The organism is Modestobacter sp. VKM Ac-2978, from assembly GCF_026968025.1.
Lineage (GTDB): Bacteria > Actinomycetota > Actinomycetes > Mycobacteriales > Geodermatophilaceae > Modestobacter.
In genome coordinates this window covers 478,089-495,304 of the sequence record NZ_JAPVBP010000001.1, presented here as the reverse complement: position 1 = coordinate 495,304, position 17,216 = coordinate 478,089, and the positions used below count along the sequence as shown (strand labels likewise).

The window sequence follows — 17,216 nt, the reverse complement described above, 5'->3', positions numbered from 1 at the left end:
CGGCGTGCAGTTCGACGTGACGGTAGAGATCCCCAAGGGCCAGCGGAACAAGTACGAGCTGGACCACGCCACCGGACGCATCCGCCTGGACCGGATGCTGTTCACCTCGACCCGGTACCCCGCCGACTACGGGTACATCGAGGAGACGCTCGGAATGGACGGTGACCCACTCGATGCCCTCGTGCTCCTGGAGGAACCGACCTTCCCCGGGTGCCTCATCACCTGCCGGGCCATCGGGATGTTCCGGATGACCGACGAGGCCGGCGGGGACGACAAGGTCCTCACCGTCCCGGCGACCGACCCCCGGATGGCCCACCTGCAGGACATCAACGACGTGTCGGAGTTCGACCGGCTGGAGATCCAGCACTTCTTCGAGACCTACAAGGACCTCGAGCCGGGCAAGTCGGTCGAGGGCGCCGAGTGGGTCGGGCGCGCCGAGGCCGAGGCCGAGATCGAGGCCTCCCGGCAGCGCGCCATCGACACCCCCCGACAGCACTGACCCCACCGGCGGACCTCGCCGGACACGCACCGACCAGACGGCGGCGCACCCACCCGGGTGCGCCGCCGTTCCGCATCCGGGGACCGCTGTCGACGCCGGTCTCCTGCGGCACACCGATGAGGCGCGCCCGCCTGGGTGGGAGACGGAGGGGGAAGGGGAGCCGCCTGTCGGAATCGAACCGACGACCTTCTCATTACGAGTGAGACGCTCTACCGACTGAGCTAAGGCGGCGGACTGCGCGAGTGAGCTTACGGCACCGCCACCCCCCTCCTGCGACACCCCCGCCGGGGTGGCGGGGCGGCTCAGGCGGGCAGGCGGAGGGCGACGGTCAGTGCCTCGACGGCAATCTGCGGCTTCACGTTCTGCTCCAGGGCGGTGCGCGCGGCCAGCACCGCGTCGATCCGGCGCAGCGCCCCCTCGGCGCCGATCCGGCGGGCCAGCTCCACCGCGTCGGCCCGGCGGTCCGGGTGGGCCAGCGGCAACGTCAGCTCCCCGGCCGCGCCACTCGTCGAGCTGATCACCAGCGCGTCCCGGTAGAGCGCCGCCAGGTCGACCAGCGCCCGGTCCAGGGAGTCCCGGCCGATCCGGGTGGCCCGCCGCTTCTGCCGTGTCTCCAGCTCCTTGAGCTGACCGGCCCCGCGACTGGCGGCAGCGACCCCCGGTCCGCGCGCGCCCACACCCAGGCTGGCCTTGACGGCGTCGGTCTCGACCGCGTCGACCTCGGCGACGGTCTTGTCCGACTCGTCCTTGGCCGTCCCGACCAGGTCGTCGGCGGCGTGCAGGCAGGCCGCGAGCGAGACCAGCGACAGTGGGATGTCCAGCACCGCCTTGCGCGCCAGCCGGGCCGACTCGTCCTGGGCGAGGTGCCGGGCCCGCCCGACGTGCCCGCCGGCGGCCGCCGCGGACCAGGCGGCCAGGGCGGGGTCGATGCCGTCCCGGCGGACCAGCACCTCGGTGACCGCGTCGATCCGCGGGGTGCGCAGCGCCACCACCCGGCAGCGGGAGCGGATGGTGACCGGCACGTCGTCGGGGTGCAGCGAGGGCGCGCACAGCAGGAAGACCGTCCGCGGCGGGGGCTCCTCCAGCATCTTCAGCACGGTGTTGGAGGCCTGCTCGGTCATCCGGTCGGCGTCCTCGACCACCACGATCTGCCAGCGGCCCTGGGACGGCGCCCGGCCTGCGGTCCGGACGATCTGCCGCACCTCGGCGACCCCGATGGACAGCCCCTCGGGGACGACGCGGTGCACGTCGGCATGGCTGCCGGCCAGCACGGTCCGGCAGGCGTGGCAGGTGCCGTCACCCCCGGCCGGGCACTGCAGGGCAGCGGCGAAGGCACGGGCGGCGACCGAGCGCCCGGAGCCGGGCGGCCCGGTGAAGAGCCAGGCGTGGGTCATCGCCCCCGGCTGGGCCACCGCGGCCTGCAGCTCGGCCACCACCGTCGGCTGGCCCACCACGTCGGCCCACACCCCAGCGACCGTCACGTGGTCATCCTCCCTCACTCACTCCCGGCCCTGCCCCGTGCGTCGGACGGGTCCTTCAGGGGTGCAGGTCCGGCGTCGACCCCGTCTGGACGACGTGGTCGCCGCCCCGGCGGCTGTGCGGCACCGCGACGTCGGCCGTGAGCTGCTGCAGCGGCAGGCCCTCCAGCAGCACGCTCACCCGGGTGCGGACGGCGGCGGCGATCTCCTCCGGTGGCCGGCGGGCGTCGAGCACCAGGTAGCGGTCGGGCTCGGCCTCGGCCAGGGCGAGGAAGGTGCGGCGGACCCGCTGGTGGAAGTCCAGCGACTCCGACTCCAGCCGGTCCGCTGCGGCCCGCCCCCGGGCCCGGGCCAGGCCGACCTCCGGTGGCAGGTCCAGGAGCAGGGTGAGTTCCGGCCGCAGCCCCTGGGTGGCCCAGCGGGAGATCGAGCGGACATCGTCCATCGGGATCGTGCGGCCGGCGCCCTGGTAGGCCAGCGAGCTGTCCACGAACCGGTCGGTGATCACCACCTCCCCGGCGTCCAGCGCCGGGCGGAGGACGTCGTGCACGTGCTGCGCGCGGTCGGCGGCGTACATCAGGGCCTCGGCCCGCGGCGACAGCCCGGCACTGGCCGGGTCCAGCAGGAGCGCCCGGACCTTCCCGCCCAGCGCCGTCCCGCCCGGTTCGCGGGTGGTCCGGGCGACCAGGCCCTCCCCGGTCAGCCACTCCTGCAGGCGGCGCACCTGCGTCGACTTGCCCGCCCCCTCGCCGCCCTCGAAGGCGATGAACACGCCGCCTCCGGCCAGCCGTCGCCGCGCGGTGGTGTCCCGGCGCAGCGCGGTGACGACGTCGGCCAGCAGCGGCACCGGCCGGCCGTCGTCCATCTGCCGGTAGGCGACCACGCCGACGCCGACGGCCAGCAGGCCGGCGACGAACAGCATGACCCGCTCCCCGGTGACCGCCAGCGTCAGGACGCCGACGTCGACCTGGTTCTGGCCGATCACGCCCACGCCGATCGGCACCGTCGCGAGGGAGAGGATCAGCGAGGCGCGGACGAGGGACTGGACGATGGCGAACGTGCGGCCGCGGATCGCGTCGTCGACCTCCGTGCCGAGCAGGGTGAAGCCGGCCAGGTAGGCGATGCCGGCGAAGAAGCCCATCAGCACGACCAGCAGCAGCGCCACCCACAACGTGGCGATCCACGACATGAACAGCACGGCGATCCCGGCGCCGACGATGGCCACCCCGAAGATCCGCTCCCGGGCGAGGTCGTGGGCGATGCTGGGGCCCAGGCCGATGCCCAGGCCGAGGCCGACGAAGACCGCCCCGAACAGCAGCCCGTAGGCCGCCTGCCCCCCACCGAGGTCGTTCACGTAGAACTGCCCGGTCGCGATGATCGCGCCGGCAGCGGCGAAGGCCCCGGTGATCCCGAGGATCAGCCCGCGGACCAGGCGGGTGTGGCCGGCGAAGGAGAAACCCGCCTTCAGCGAGCCGAGGAAGCTCTCCTGCGGCGCCTCGGGCCGGGCAGCCCGGCGACCGCTGATCGAGGGCAGGTTCCAGATGACGACGGCCGCGACCAGGAAGGTCAGCGCGTTCAGGTAGAGCGCGAGGGCGATCTGGTCGAGCCCGGGGAGCAGCTGGCTCAGGCGGCCCCCGGAGGTGTTGAGCACCGCGTAGACGCCACCGGCGAGCACCGGGGTGATGCCGTAGGTGGTGATCAGGGACAGCTGGTTGGCCGGCTCCAACTGGTCCTTGCGGAGCATGTTCGGGACGGCGGCGTCCTTGGCCGGGGTCCAGAAGAGGCTGACCACCTCGATGAGGAACTGCGCGATGAACAGCCAGATCAGGTTGTCGACCAGCGGGATGGAGGCGAAGAGGCCGAACCGGAAGAGGTCGGTGAGCACCATCGTCTTGCGTCGGTCGAACCGGTCGGCGAAGACCCCGGCCAGCGGCCCGAGCACGAGCGCCGGCAGCAGCCGGAAGAGCAGGACGCCGCTGAGGGCCAGGTTGCTGGCCATGTAGCCGTCGACCAGCGTGGTGGCGGTCGCGGTGATCGCCAGCAGCCCGAGCCAGTCGCCGAAGCTGGACAGCGACATGGACAGCCACAGCTTGCGGAAGTCGCGCACCCGCAGCACCGCGCGGATCTTCGCGACCTGACCGACCGCTCCGGCGCCGGGGTGCTCCTCGTCGTCCGCACCGGACCGGTCGTCACCCGGGGCGTCGTCCTGCGGCTCGAGCAGCGGCACGCCGGCGCTGTCCGGGGTGGGTGCGCCGGCCGCCGGGAGCCCGTCCGGGGGCACTGCAGCCGGTGCCCTCCCGGGACCGCCGTCCTCGACACCACCCGAGCCGGGCACGGCGCCGGACGGCGTGCGGCTCCCGTCGGCCGCCGGCGTCGCAGCGGACGAGCCGCCCGGGGACGGGCGGTCCGTCGGGTCGGAGCTGATCGAAGACCCCCGGGGTGTGGCGGCACCGGAGCGCCGCGGGACGTGGCCGTGTCGTGGCCTCGGCTCGGTCACCGTACCGGTCGGGACCGACGAGTCCGGTCGATTTCCACTCCTCCGGGCCAGGCGCCTCCGGCGCTAGCCTGCGGCCGTGGACGACCGCGGCAGCTGGGACCCGGATACCTACCTGCGCTTCGCCGGCGAGCGGGTCCGACCCTTCGCGGAGCTGCTGGCCCGGGTCGGTGCGGACGCCCCGGAGGTGGTGGTGGACCTCGGTTGCGGCGACGGTTCGGCCACCGCCACGCTGGCCCGGCGCTGGCCCGGCGCCCGGGTCGTCGGCGTGGACAGCTCACCGGCGATGCTCGCGGCCGCTGCGGACCACGCCGTCCCGGGCAGGCTGACGTTCCTCCAGCGCGACCTGCGGGACTGGCGGCCGGACGGGCCGGTCGACGTGCTGATCAGCAACGCCGCACTGCACTGGGTGCCCGGGCACGCCGACCTGCTCCCGGGCTGGGCGGACGCACTGGCCCCCGGCGGATGGCTCGCGGTGCAGGTGCCCGGCAACCAGCGGGCACCCACCCACGCACTGCTGGCCGAGCTGATCACCGGTCCGCGGTGGGCCGGTCGGCTCTCCCCCGGTGCGGACGTCACGCTGGACCCGCGTGCGGTGCTGGACCCGGCGGGCTACCTGGAGGTGCTCACCGCGGCGGGACTGGCCGTCGATGCCTGGGAGACCACCTACCTGCACGTGCTGACCGGGGAGGACCCGGTGCTGCACTGGGTGTCCGGCACCGTCCTCCGCCCGGTGCTGGCGCGCCTCGCCCCGGCCGACGCCGCCGAGTTCACCGCCGAGTACGCCGCCGCGCTGCGTCGGGCCCACCCACCACGCCCCGACGGGACGACGGTGCTCCCCTTCCGCCGGGTGTTCGTCGTCGGGCACCGACCGGCTGGTGGGCTCAGCGGGGCGTGAGCCGGTACGCCCGGGTGGTGTACGGCAGCTCGAGCTGCGCGGCTCCCCGGGTGTCGGGGTGGGTGGCCAGCAACTCCCGCACCTGGCCGAGGAACTCCGCCCGCCGGGCGTCGGCCATCATCGCCACGTAGCTGCGGGTGCCGATGCCGGCGACGACCTGCTCGGGGGTCACCCGCTGCGCGACGGCGGAGTCGGCCACCGCCACCTCGGCGGGCAGCTCGGCAGCGAACCGGTCCACCACCGTCTGGTCGGCCTCGTGGTCCCGGGCCTCGTCGGCGAGCAGCTCACCGAGGGCGCGCACCCACGGGACCCGCTCGTCCCGGGTGTTCCAGACCAGGCCGACCACCCCACCCGGCCGGAGCACCCGGCGCAGCTCGGCGGCCGCGGGGACGACGTCGAACCAGTGCGCGGCCTGCCCGGCGACGACGGCGTCCACGTCGGAGTCGGGCAGGGGGATCGACTCCGCTCCCCCGGTGGCCGCACGCACCTGGGGCAGTCGCTCCCGCAGCTGCGCCAGCATCTCCCCGGACAGGTCGACGGCGACCACCTCGTGCCCGGCGGCCACCAGGCGGTCGGTGAGCAGGCCGGTGCCCGCACCGAGGTCGAGCACCCGGCGCGGGGCGTCGCCGAGCAGGAACCCGACCACGTCGGCCGGGTAGGTCGGCCGGAGGGCGGCGTAGTCGGCCGCGACCGCGCCGAACGACGTCCGCCGCTGCTCCCAGCCGTCCACCCGCGCCCTCCGTCCGACCTCGGCCCCTCAGCTGCCGGCCGGCACCTTGTCCTCGACGTCGGCCGCAGCCGGTGCCGACTTCGCCGCCGTCGACTTCGCCGTCGTCTTCTTCGCCGTGGCCTTCTTGGCGGCCGCCTTCTTCGCCGGCGCCTTCTTGGCGGCGGTCTTCTTGGCCGCCTTCTTCTTCAACGGCGCGCGCTCACGGCGGTCGGCGAGCAGCTCGGCCGCCCGCTCCAGGGTGATCGTCTCGACCTCGTCGCCCTTGCGGAGGCTGGCGTTGTGCTCGCCGTCGGTGACGTAGGGGCCGAAGCGGCCCTCGCGCACCGTGACCTGGCCCTGGCTGACCGGGTCGGCGCCCAGCTCCTTGAGCGGTGCCTTGGCCGCGGCCCGGCCCCGCTGCTTGGGCTGGGCGAAGATCGCCAGCGCCTCGTCGAGGGTGATGGTGAACAGCGCGTCCTCGCTCTCCAGCGAGCGCGAGTCGGTGCCCTTCTTGATGTAGGGCCCGTACCGGCCGTTGAGCGCCTGGATCTCCTCGCCCTCGGCGTCCTTGCCGATCGAGCGCGGCAGGGTGAGCAGCTGCAGTGCCTGCTCCAGGGTCACCGTCTCCGGCGTCATGGTCTTGAACAGGCTGGCCGTCCGCGGGGTCTCCTTGCTGCCCTCGGGCACCAGCGTGGTGACGTAGGGGCCGTAGCGGCCGGCCTTCACCGCCACCGGGAAGCCGGTCTCCGGGTCGGTGCCCAGCTCACGGTCCGAACTCGGCGCGTTCAGCAGCTCCTCGACCCGCTCGGTCGTCAGCTCGTCCGGCGCGATGTCCTCGGGGATGCTCACCCGGGCGCCGTCCTCGCCGCCCGCCTGCAGGTAGGGGCCGTACCGGCCGACCCGCACGACGACCGGCTCACCGCTGGGCGACAGCGCCCGCAGCGGGATGGAGTTGACGCCGCGGGCGTCGATCTCCTCCAGCCGCTGGCCGATGACGGACTTCAGCCCACCGGAGGCGCCGATGCCGCCGGCGTGCCGGCCCTCACCCCCGAAGTAGAACTCGGTGAGCCAGTCGACCCGACCGAGCTGACCGGCGGCGATCTCGTCGAGCTCCTCCTCCAGCAGGGCGGTGAAGTCGTAGTCGACGAGCTGGCCGAAGTGCTGCTCGAGCAGGTTCACCACCGCGAAGGCGATGAAGGTCGGCACCAGCGCCGAGCCCTTCTTCCACACGTACCCGCGGTCCTGGATGGTCTGCATGATCGACGCGTAGGTCGACGGCCGGCCGATCCGCAGCTCCTGCAGGCGGGCGGTGAGACTGGGCTCGGTGTAGCGCGCCGGCGGGCTGGTGGTGTGCCCCTTGGGGTCCAGCTCGCGGGTGTCCAGCTGCTGACCGCGCTCCACCCGGGGCAGCCGGCGCTCGCTGTCGTCGGCCTCGTCGTCGTTGCCGGACCCCTCGTCCTTGCCCTCGACGTAGGCCCGCAGGAACCCCGGGAAGGTGATCGTGCGGCCCGACGCGGTGAACTCGACGGCCTCACCGGTGCTGGAGCTGCCGGCGAGCCGGATGCTCAGCGTCTTGCCCACGGCGTTGGCCATCTGGGAGGCGACGGTGCGCTGCCAGATGAGCTCGTAGAGCCGGAACTCGTCGCGGGCCAGCTGCCCGGCCAGCTGGCCGGGCGTGCGGAAGGAGTCACCGGCGGGGCGGATGGCCTCGTGCGCCTCCTGGGCGCCCTTGTCCTTCGTCGCATAGCGGCGCGGCTCGGCCGGCACGTAGGCGTCGCCGTACAGCTCAGCGGCCTGCCGGCGGGCGGCGCTGATCGCCTCGCCGGACAGGTTGGTCGAGTCGGTCCGCATGTAGGTGATGTGGCCGTTCTCGTACAGCCGCTGGGCCACCCGCATCACCTGGGCCGACGACCAGCCGAACTTGCGGCCGGCCTCCATCTGCAGGCTGGAGGTGATGAAGGGGGCGTAGGGCTTGCGGGTGTAGTCCCGCTCGTCGACCCGGCTGACCGTGACCGCGCGCCCCTCCAGCCGGGCTGCCAGGCCGCGGGCGCCGGCCTCGTCGAGGTGGACGACGTTGCTGGTGACCGAGCCGGTGTCGGCGTCGAAGTCCTTGCCGGTGGCCACCCGGCTGTCGTCCACGGTCACCAGCCGTGCCCGCAGGGTCGTCGGCTCACCGGCGTCGGCGCCGGCACGCTCCTGGGCGACCTCGAACAGGCCGTCGAGGCTCCAGTAGTCCGCCGCGGTGAACCGCATCCGGGCGCGCTCGCGCTCCACCACGATCCGGGTGGCGACCGACTGCACGCGGCCGGCCGACAGCTTCGGCAGCACCTTCTTCCACAGCACCGGCGAGACCTCGTAGCCGTAGAGCCGGTCGAGGATGCGACGGGTCTCCTGGGCGTCGACCAGCGCGGTGTCCAGCTCGCGCGGGTTCGCCACGGCGCGGGCGATCGCCTCGCGGGTGATCTCGTGGAACACCATCCGGCGGACGGGCACGGTGGGCTTGAGCGTGTCGATCAGGTGCCAGGCGATGGCCTCGCCCTCGCGGTCCTCATCGGTGGCGAGGTAGATCTCGCTCGCTTCCTTGACCAGCTGCTTCAGCCGGGTCACCTGCTGCCTGCGGTCGGGGCTGACCACGTAGAGCGGGGCGAAGCCGTTGTCGACGTCGACGCCCAGCCGGGCCCAGGACTCGCCCTTGTGCGCAGCCGGCACGTCGGCGGCGTTGCGCGGCAGGTCGCGGATGTGCCCGACGCTGGCCTCGACGACGTAGTCGCTGCCGAGGTAGCCCGCGATCTTGTTCGCCTTGGTCGGCGACTCCACGATGACCAGCGGCTTGCCTCCGGCCGCGGCGGCACGCTTGCGCGGCGCGCGGTCGCCGGTGCTGGGGGCTGACTTCGTGGTCTTGGTGGGCGGCACGGTGCTCCTGTCGGGGGTGCTGGTGCAGGCGCCGGGGAGGGCCCGGTCGCGCACGGGGCAGAACGGGCTGTACCCGCTCGGCGACGCCACGGTAGGCCACCGCGCGACCGGGAGGCCGATCGGTGAACCGGAACGCACCCGCCGTCCCCCCTCCAACGGATGACGGCGGTCACTGTTCCCGGCGCCGATCCGCAGGTCATCGCGGCTCCCGGGTACCGGCGACGACCTCGCCGATCGCGGCCAGCGTCGGGCGGTCGCGGTCGTAGTACTGCGTGTGCCACTGGGTCGGCTCGGTGGGCAGGGGGACGTCGCCGAACCCGATGTCGAACGGGCCGGCTCCGTACCAGCCGGACCAGGCGATCGGGTCGGCCGGCGACCAGGCCCCGTAGACCTCCGCCGCCTCCAGCCCCTCCGCCCTGCCCGTGCCGGTGCCGGGGCTGCCCAGCAGGACGACGGCGTCAGCGGCCAGCCGGCCCGGTGCGCGCGCGGCCTCGCCGGTGACGACGGTCCCGTAGCTGTGCGCCAGCACGGTCGTCCGCGGCGCCGGCCCGGCGCCCCGGGCACCACGACTGCCGGCCAGCCCGTCGAGCGCACGGTCCAGATCACGCCCCCCGCGCTGGGAGGCGTGCTCGGAGACCGAGGTGAACCACCGGGGTGTCCGGTAGCCCAGCCAGGCGACCGTCGCCACGGCCAGACCCGGGGCAGCCACCGCAGCGGCCGCCGCGACGTCCCGGGCGTCGCCGACCACCTCGGCCAGGTCGTCGACGACCGTGGTCTCGACCCCGGGGACCAGCACACCCACTGCGGCGGCCGTGTCCAGGTCGCCGACGGTCAGGGCCACCAGGCCGGCCGCCGGGTCGAACTGCAGCAGCTGGGCCACGGCGCCGGCGGCAACCAGCTCCGTCAGGGTGTGCTGCACGGCGCGGGCGGTGTCGTGACCGACCGAGCCCGGCGGGAGGTGCTGCAGGGCCGCGGTCAGGTTGGCCCGGTTCGCCCGGTCCCGCGCCCAGGCCGGCAGCCCGTCCAGGGCGCCGACGGCCCCCGGCTGCGCGTCGATCGCCAGCAGCTGCCCGGCCGCCGTCAGGCCCGCCCACCAGACCGCCGCGTCCTGGGGGCCGGCCGTGGCCGGCACCTGCGGCGTCCACACCGGCAGCAACCGGCCCGCCAGGTCGGCGAAGCGGTCCGGCACCGGGACGGCGACCGCACCGAGCCGCGTCAGGGGCTCCAGGGCGGCCCGGGCACACGCCGCCGCCCGGGCGGCGGCGAGCCCGGCCTCCTCGGCCCGGGCCTCGGCGAGCACCGCGGCGCTCCGGGCGGCCTCGACGTCGGCCAGCTGGTCCGGTGCCATCGCCGGGGCGGGTGGCGCGGGCACCCCGACCGCGCGGCCGGCACCGTCCAGGCCGACGCCACCGGCGGCCGCGACCGCCAGGGCCTCGGCGGCGAGCTCCTGCGCCTCGTCCGCGGCGGCGCTCAGCCCGGTCAGGTCGGTCAGCGAGGCCGCCAGCGCCCCACCGACGCCCGAGGCGACCGTGGACAGCTCGACGAGGGCGGCAGCGGCCACGTGCCCGGCCGGGCCGGACCAGGACCCCGCGGCCCCCAGCTCACGGCCCAGCTGGTCCAGCCGCCCCCGCCAGGGCGCCAACCGGTCGACCACGACGCCGAGGGTGACCACCGCTCCCCGCAGCTGCGGGACGTCCCAGCCGGCGAGGTCGACCGTCGTCGTCACTGCGGCACCGGGCCCCGGCCACCGCCGAGCTGCCCGGCGATGCTGCCGTCGACGGCCCGGTAGGACTCCAGCGCCGCCGCCAGGGTGGCGGCGACGGCCAGGGTGCGCGCCGCGAGCGTGGTGACCAGGTCGGTCCACGCCGCACCGGTCGCCGTCGCCGACTCCCCCACCGCGCCCTCCAGCGCGGTGCCCAGCGCCCGCCCCGCGGAGGCGCACAGCCGCTCTTCCTCCTCCAGCTCGGCGCCGAGCGCGGCGAGCTCGCCCAGCAGCTCCCCGAGCGCGTCGAGCTGGACGTCGATCAGATCGGACACACGTGCCTCCCGGCGGCGGACCACGGCCCCGGGCGGGACCGGCGCGAGGGACGCTAGGGAGCCCGGCGTCCCCTCCGGGGCCCGTCGTCCACACCCGGCACCGCTCTCCACAACCCGCCGGTCAGTACGCCTTCTCGGTGAGCGTCTCGGCCGGGGTGTCGGCCTCACCGCCCACGACGCTGGACCGCCGCTTGCTGACCACGACGGCCACCACGATCACCAGGGTCGCGCCGATGGCGATCGCCAGCCGCAGCACGGTGTTGGCGTCCTCGCCGACGGACAGACCGACGACGGCCGGGGCGATCAGCAGCGCGACCAGGTTCATCACCTTGATGAGCGGGTTGATGGCCGGACCGGCGGTGTCCTTGAACGGGTCGCCGACGGTGTCGCCGATGATGGTCGCCTCGTGGGCCTTGCTGCCCTTCCCGCCGTGGGCGCCGTCCTCGACCATCTTCTTGGCGTTGTCCCAGGCGCCTCCGGAGTTGGACAGGAAGACCGCCATGAGCGTGCCGGTCGCGATCGCGCCGACCAGGTAGGCGGCCAGCGGGCCGAAGCCGAGACCGAAGCCGACCGCCACCGGGGCCAGGACGGCCAGCAGACCCGGGGTGGCCAGTTCACGCAGCGAGTCGCGGGTGCAGATGTCGACCACGCGGCTGTAGTCGGGGCGCTCGGTGTAGTCCATGATCCCGGGGTGCATGCGGAACTGTTCGCGCACCTCGAACACCACCCGGCCGGCGGCCCGCGACACCGCGCTGATCGCCAACCCGGAGAAGAGGAACACGACGGCCGCGCCGATCACGGCGCCGACGACGTTGTTCGGTGAGACCAGGGTGAGCGCGTCGCCGAGCTCAGCCCCGGCGTCGTCCAGCGCGTCGATGAGGCTGGCGTTGTAGGAGCCGAACAGCGCCGTGGCCGCCAGCACGGCGGTGGCGATCGCGATGCCCTTGGTGATGGCCTTGGTGGTGTTGCCGACGGCGTCGAGGTCGGTGAGGACCTGGGCACCCTCCTCGTCGATGTCCCCGGACATCTCCGCGATGCCCTGCGCGTTGTCGCTCACCGGCCCGAAGGTGTCCATCGAGACGATGACCCCGGCGGTGGTGAGCAGCCCACAGCCGGCCAGGGCGACCGCGTACAGCGCCGCGGCGCCGCCGATGAGGAAGGCGCCGTAGACGGCGGTGCCGATGAGCAGCGCGGCGTAGACGGCCGACTCCAGGCCGAGGGAGATGCCGGAGAGGATCACCGTGGCCGGGCCGGTGAGCGAGCTGCGGCCGACGTCGCGGACGGGGCGGCGGGAGGTCTCGGTGAAGTAGCCGGTGAGCTGCTGGATCGCCGCGGCCAGCACGATGCCGATCAGGACGGAGAGGAAGCCGAGCACCTGCGGGCTGACCGCGATGTCCAGGCCGTCGGAGATCGTGGGCAGGACGGTGAAGGACGCGGCGGCGACCAGCACCAGGGAGACGGCGGCGGAGACGAAGAAGCCGCGGTTGATCGGGGACATCCAGTTCCGGTCGTTGCTGCCGGGGTTGCTGGCCAGGATGCCGACCACCGAGGCGATCACCCCGATCGCGGCGACCACCAGCGGGAAGACCATGCCCACCGGCCCGAAGAACACCTGGCCGAGGATGAGCGCGGCCACCAGCGTCACCGCATAGGACTCGAAGAGGTCGGCGGCCATTCCCGCGCAGTCGCCGACGTTGTCCCCGACGTTGTCCGCGATCGTCGCCGCGTTGCGTGGGTCGTCCTCCGGGATGCCGGCCTCGACCTTGCCGACCAGGTCCGCGCCGACGTCGGCGGCCTTGGTGAAGATGCCGCCGCCGACGCGCATGAACATCGCCAGCAGCGCACCGCCGAAGGCGAAGCCCTCCAGCACGATCGGTGCGGTCTCCCGGAAGAGCAGCAGCACCAACGAGGCCCCGAACAACCCCAGGCCCACGGTGATCATCCCGCAGACCCCGCCGGTGCGGAACGCGATGCGGAAGGCCGGCCGGTGCCCACCGGCGGCTGCCGCGGCCGCCACCCGGACGTTGCCGCGGGTCGCCAGGGTCATCCCGATGAAGCCGACCGCGGCGGAGAACGCAGCCCCGACCAGGAAGAAGGCCGCGCGGCCCAGCCGGGTGCCCAGGCCGCCGTCGGCCACCGGGAGCAGGAGCAGCAACCCGAAGACGATGGCGGCGAAGACGGCGAGCGTGCGGTACTGCCGTCTCAGGTAGGCCCCGGCGCCTTCTTGGATCGCCTTCGCGATCTCCTGCATCGACGCCGTGCCCTGGTCGGCGGCCAGGACGGCGCGGACCAGCCAGGCGGCGAAGCCGAGGGCGGCGAGGGAGATGAGGAGCGCGATCGCCACCAGGGCGAGGTCTCCTCCGGACAGATCGGCGTCGGGCATGGCTTCCTCCGAGGCGAGGCGGGGCGCGCACCGGCCAGCCGCCCCCGGGCTCTCGCTCGGGAGGGCCCGGCGTGGGACGCACTGTGCCGCAGGAGGCAGGCCCGCCGCCAGACCCTGGTGTGATCCCGTTCACACCGAACGTCATCTGAGCTGGTGGTCGGGGCAGTGGCTTGCGCACCGGTGTGACAGTGGGGTGGTGACGTCCCTGCGCTCCGTCCGGCCACCCGCGGACGCATCGCCGGAGTCGGTGCCCGACCCGGCCGGTGGCGCGCTGCCGGGCACCGAGCTGCTCGAGGCCCTGCTGTCCGGCACCGATGCCGACGACGACCCCGTGACCCACGTCCACCGACTCCCGGCCCGCCCCAGCCGGCTGGCGGAGTGGCCGGAGTGGGTCGGGACGCCGCTGCGGGACCGGCTGGCCGAGCGCGGCGTGCCGGCGCCCTTCAGCCACCAGGTCGAGGCGGCCGAGCTGGCGCGAGCCGGCAGCCACGTCGTCGTCGCCACCGGGACGGCGTCGGGCAAGTCCCTGGCCTACCAGCTGCCCGCGCTGACCGCGCTGGCCGAGGACCCGCGCGCCTGCGTGCTCTACCTCGCCCCCACCAAGGCCCTGGCCCGGGACCAGCTGGCCTCCGTCGCCGAGCTGGCCGACTCCTCGGTGCGGCCGGCGGCCTACGACGGCGACACCCCGATGGAGGAGCGCGAGTGGGTGCGGCGGCACTCGCGCTGGATCGTGACCAACCCCGACATGCTGCACCGGGGCGTGCTCCCGGCCCACCAGAAGTGGTCGAGCACGCTGCGTCGGGTCGCCTACGTGGTCGTGGACGAGTGCCACGCCTACCGGGGCGTGTTCGGCTCGCACGTCGGGCACGTGCTGCGCCGGTTGCGGCGGATCTGCCGCCGTTACGGCGCCGACCCGGTGTTCGTCCTGGCGTCGGCGACCGTGGCCGACCCCGCGCTGGCCGCCGGCCGGCTGGTCGGTGCCCCGGTCACGGCGGTCACCGAGGACGGCTCGCCTCGTCCGGGGGCGACCTTCGCGCTGTGGGAGCCGCCGCTGACGGAGCGGACCGGCGAGCACGGTGCACCGCTGCGCCGGTCGGCGGCCGCTGACGCGGCCGGGCTGCTGGCCGACCTGGTCGAGCAGAACGCCCGCACGCTGGCGTTCGTGCGGTCCCGCCGCGGCGCGGAGTCCGTCGCCGAGCAGGCGCGGGCGATCCTGCGCTCCCGCGGCCGGTCGGACCTGGTCTCCCGGGTCGACTCCTACCGCGGCGGCTACCTGCCCGAGGAGCGGCGGGAGCTGGAGCGGGCGCTGTCGACCGGGGTGCTGCTGGGGGTGGCGACCACCAACGCCCTGGAACTGGGGATCGACATCGCCGGGCTCGACGCCGTCGTGCTCGCCGGCTACCCGGGCACGCTGGCCTCGATGTGGCAGCAGGCCGGCCGCGCCGGGCGGGCCCAGCGCGAGTCGCTCGTCGTGTTCGTCGCCCGGGACGACCCGCTGGACCACTACCTGGCCCACCACCCGCGGGCGGTGTTCGGCCGGCCCGTCGAGGCGACCGTCACCGACCCGACCAACCCCTACGTGCTCGGTCCGCAGCTGTGCTGTGCCGCCGCAGAACTGCCGCTCACCCACGCCGACCTGGCGGACTTCGGCGGCGAGGTGGCCGAGGCGCAGGTGGCGGAGCTGGTCGCCGAGGGGCTGCTGCGCACCCGCCCCACCGGCTGGTACTGGGCCGGGCGGGGCCGACCCGACGTGGACATCCGCGGCAGCGGTGCCGCGCCGGTGTCGATCATCGAGGGCGCGACCGGCCGGCTGCTGGGCACGGTCGACGGCGACGCCTCGCACGCGACCGTGCACACCGGCGCGCTCTACGTGCACCGCGGCGAGACCTACGTGGTCGACGAGCTCGACGTGGAGGACGCCTGCGCGGTGGTGCACCCGGAGAGCCCGGAGTGGACGACGGTGGCCCGCGACACCGTCGACCTGTCGATCGTCGCCACCGACCGCACCCGCCGGCTGGGCACGGTCACCGCACACACCGGCGTCGTGGACGTGACCAACCAGGTCGTCGCGTACCAGCGGCGGCGGCTGGGCACCGGCGAGGTGCTCGCCGAGTTCCCGCTGGACCTGCCGCCCCGCCAGCTGCGCACCCGGGCGGTGTGGCTGACGCTGGACGAGCCGGCCATCGCCCGCGCCGACGTCGACGACGCGGCACTGCCCGGCTCGCTGCACGCGGCCGAGCACGCCGCGATCGGGCTGCTGCCGCTGCTGGCGACCTGCGACCGCTGGGACCTCGGCGGGGTCTCCACCGCCCTGCACCCGGACACGGGCGCGGCCACGATCGTGGTCTACGACGGCCACCCGGGCGGGGCCGGTTTCGCCGAACGCGGGTACGCGGTGCTGCGGGACTGGTTGCAGGCGACCCGGGCCACGGTGGCCAGCTGCGAGTGCGAGTCCGGCTGTCCCTCGTGCGTGCAGTCGCCCAAGTGCGGCAACGGCAACGACCCGCTGGACAAGGCCGGCGCGGTGCGGGTGCTCGACGTGGTGCTGGACGAGCTGGCCGGAGCGCCCGAGCTGACGGCAGAGGAGGCGGAGGTGACCCGCCGGCCGGCGCCGCGGTCGGGCCTGTTCGGCACCAGTGCCCCGGCCGTGACCGACCCCGCCGCCGACACCGGTGCGACCGGCTCCGACCCCGAGGACCTCGTCTTCTGAACCGGCTTCCGGCGGTGCCGGGCCGGCCCGGGCCCGGGCCGGGGCGTCGACGACGCCGAGCGGACCCAGCCGGACGGGGACGTGCACCCGCACCTCGACGACCGCGCCGGCGGTGACGGCGCACGAGTCCACGACGGCCTCGTTGGCCGCGGCGACCTCCTCGGCGACCGCGCAGGCGGCCGGGTCGCCCAGCACGGCCCGGCCGGCGGCGGCCAGAGCCGCGAGGTCGGCCGCCGAGGTGGCGCGGTGCCGGGCCACGACCGCGGCGCCGACGAGCACCGTGGCGACGCCGACCAGGGCGAGCAGCCCGGCCAGCGCGACCATCCACACGGTGGCCGAGCCGCGCTCCCCGTCGTCGGCCGGCACGCGCCCGGTCACGGCGAACCGCCTGCCGCCGGTTCGCGGACGCCTGTCGCCGTCGCCGTGACCTCCACCCGCCAGGGCAGCGGGCCGAGCGGGGCGACCGTGGCCGCGACGGTGACCCGCACCGTCTCCCCCACGCCCAGGTCCGTGGTCGCCCCGTCGGGGGCGGCCTGCGCCGCCAGCTCGTGCACCACGGCCGCCGGCTCCCCGCGCGCCGCCGCCCGGGCCCCCTCCCGGGCGGCGTCCACGCAGCGCAGCTGGGCACCGACCACGACGACCGCCGCCACCGCCCCGGCCAGCACCAACAGGAGCACGGGCAGCACCACGGCGGTCTCCGCGGTCACCATCCCGGCCTCCCGGGAGCCGCCGGGCCGGCCGGCGCGGTCGGGTGTCGACACGTCGACTCAGGCGAGCGTGGCGAGCGCGGTCTGCACGAGCTCGCCCAGCGCCGCGACCACCGATCCGCCGGTGACCACCTGGTAGAGCACGGCGGCGAAGGCGCAGGCGGCCACCGTGCCGACGGCGTACTCGGCGGTGCTCATCCCCTCCTCGCCGGCCACGCGGGCCTCCGACCAGCGCTGGGCGAGCGCCGAGCGCCGGCGTCCGGTGGGCCGTTCCTCGTTCTCCGGCTGGATCTCCATGTGTCCTCCTCCGCCGGACCGCCTGCCGGTCCGTCGACCCGAGCCTGGCGCCGGCGAGGGCGCGCCCCGGTGGCTGCGGCCGGGTTGTGGA

The 17,216-nt window shown here is 74.9% G+C and carries 12 protein-coding genes, 1 tRNA gene and 1 pseudogene; 3 read left to right on the top strand and 11 right to left on the bottom strand.

Annotated features, from left to right (window positions below):
• Nucleotides 1-4: 4 nt before the first annotated feature.
• Nucleotides 5-499: an inorganic diphosphatase gene (locus tag O2W53_RS02315; RefSeq protein WP_036334013.1), complete on the top strand. Its 495-nt coding sequence runs from the start codon at nt 5-7 to the stop codon at nt 497-499.
• Nucleotides 500-657: 158 nt separating this feature from the next.
• Here O2W53_RS02315 and O2W53_RS02310 read toward each other — a convergent pair.
• The 3 genes from O2W53_RS02310 to tmk all read right to left on the bottom strand — a co-directional run bounded on the left by O2W53_RS02310 (nt 658) and on the right by tmk (nt 4,258).
• Nucleotides 658-730 (bottom strand) — tRNA-Thr (locus tag O2W53_RS02310).
• A gap of 71 nt (nt 731-801) precedes the next feature.
• Complete coding sequence (locus O2W53_RS02305; RefSeq protein WP_269161430.1) at nt 802-1,980, bottom strand: DNA polymerase III subunit delta'; 1,179 nt, start codon at nt 1,978-1,980, stop codon at nt 802-804.
• Nucleotides 1,981-2,035: 55 nt separating this feature from the next.
• A complete protein-coding gene (tmk, locus tag O2W53_RS02300) occupies nt 2,036-4,258 on the bottom strand; it encodes a dTMP kinase (RefSeq protein ID WP_269161429.1) in 2,223 nt (740 codons plus the stop codon).
• Nucleotides 4,259-4,550: 292 nt separating this feature from the next.
• On the opposite strand from tmk, the gene O2W53_RS02295 reads away from it, so the two are divergent.
• A complete protein-coding gene (locus O2W53_RS02295) occupies nt 4,551-5,369 on the top strand; it encodes a trans-aconitate 2-methyltransferase (protein ID WP_269161428.1) in 819 nt (272 codons plus the stop codon).
• On the opposite strand, the gene O2W53_RS02290 is transcribed toward O2W53_RS02295, so the two are convergent.
• The 5 genes from O2W53_RS02290 to O2W53_RS02270 all read right to left on the bottom strand — a co-directional run bounded on the left by O2W53_RS02290 (nt 5,356) and on the right by O2W53_RS02270 (nt 13,411).
• The gene (locus O2W53_RS02290) at nt 5,356-6,099 is read right to left on the bottom strand and encodes a class I SAM-dependent methyltransferase (protein ID WP_269161427.1); all 744 of its coding nucleotides are present in this window, start codon (nt 6,097-6,099) and stop codon (nt 5,356-5,358) included. The two genes, O2W53_RS02295 and O2W53_RS02290, sit on opposite strands and share 14 nt — an antisense overlap.
• Before the next feature lie 27 nt (nt 6,100-6,126).
• The gene (gene topA, locus O2W53_RS02285) at nt 6,127-9,081 is read right to left on the bottom strand and encodes a type I DNA topoisomerase (protein WP_269161426.1); all 2,955 of its coding nucleotides are present in this window, start codon (nt 9,079-9,081) and stop codon (nt 6,127-6,129) included.
• Nucleotides 9,082-9,187: 106 nt separating this feature from the next.
• Entirely contained in the window at nt 9,188-10,717 is a 1,530-nt protein-coding gene (locus tag O2W53_RS02280; RefSeq protein WP_269161425.1) for an alpha/beta hydrolase, read from the bottom strand.
• A complete protein-coding gene (locus O2W53_RS02275; protein WP_269161424.1) occupies nt 10,714-11,028 on the bottom strand; it encodes a hypothetical protein in 315 nt (104 codons plus the stop codon). The genes O2W53_RS02280 and O2W53_RS02275 overlap by 4 nt, the downstream gene beginning before the upstream one ends.
• A 121-nt stretch (nt 11,029-11,149) precedes the next feature.
• Nucleotides 11,150-13,411 carry a sodium-translocating pyrophosphatase gene (locus O2W53_RS02270; protein ID WP_269161423.1) on the bottom strand — a complete coding sequence of 754 codons (2,262 nt, stop codon included), beginning with the start codon at nt 13,409-13,411 and terminating at the stop codon, nt 11,150-11,152.
• Between the two features lie 196 nt (nt 13,412-13,607).
• On the opposite strand from O2W53_RS02270, the gene O2W53_RS02265 reads away from it, so the two are divergent.
• Nucleotides 13,608-16,121 (top strand): DEAD/DEAH box helicase, encoded by a 2,514-nt coding sequence (locus O2W53_RS02265; protein ID WP_269161422.1) that lies wholly within the window; start codon nt 13,608-13,610, stop codon nt 16,119-16,121.
• Nucleotides 16,122-16,151: 30 nt separating this feature from the next.
• Here the strand turns inward: O2W53_RS02265 and O2W53_RS23860 are convergent.
• From O2W53_RS23860 to O2W53_RS02255, 3 genes and pseudogenes are all read right to left on the bottom strand, one after another.
• Nucleotides 16,152-16,487: pseudogene (locus tag O2W53_RS23860) on the bottom strand (Rv3654c family TadE-like protein); the annotation flags it as partial.
• 8 nt (nt 16,488-16,495) lie between these two features.
• Nucleotides 16,496-16,882 carry a TadE family type IV pilus minor pilin gene (locus O2W53_RS02260; protein ID WP_269161421.1) on the bottom strand — a complete coding sequence of 129 codons (387 nt, stop codon included), beginning with the start codon at nt 16,880-16,882 and terminating at the stop codon, nt 16,496-16,498.
• 6 nt (nt 16,883-16,888) lie between these two features.
• Complete coding sequence (locus tag O2W53_RS02255) at nt 16,889-17,125, bottom strand: DUF4244 domain-containing protein (RefSeq protein WP_269161420.1); 237 nt, start codon at nt 17,123-17,125, stop codon at nt 16,889-16,891.
• Between the last annotated feature and the right edge of the window lie 91 nt (nt 17,126-17,216).

Bases quoted from the DNA above. Each gene is read 5' to 3' on its own strand.
- O2W53_RS02270 (WP_269161423.1), bottom strand. From the start codon at position 13,411: ATGCCCGACGCCGATCTGTCCGGAGGAGACCTCGCCCTGGTGGCGATC.
- O2W53_RS02255 (WP_269161420.1), bottom strand. From the start codon at position 17,125: ATGGAGATCCAGCCGGAGAACGAGGAACGGCCCACCGGACGCCGGCGC.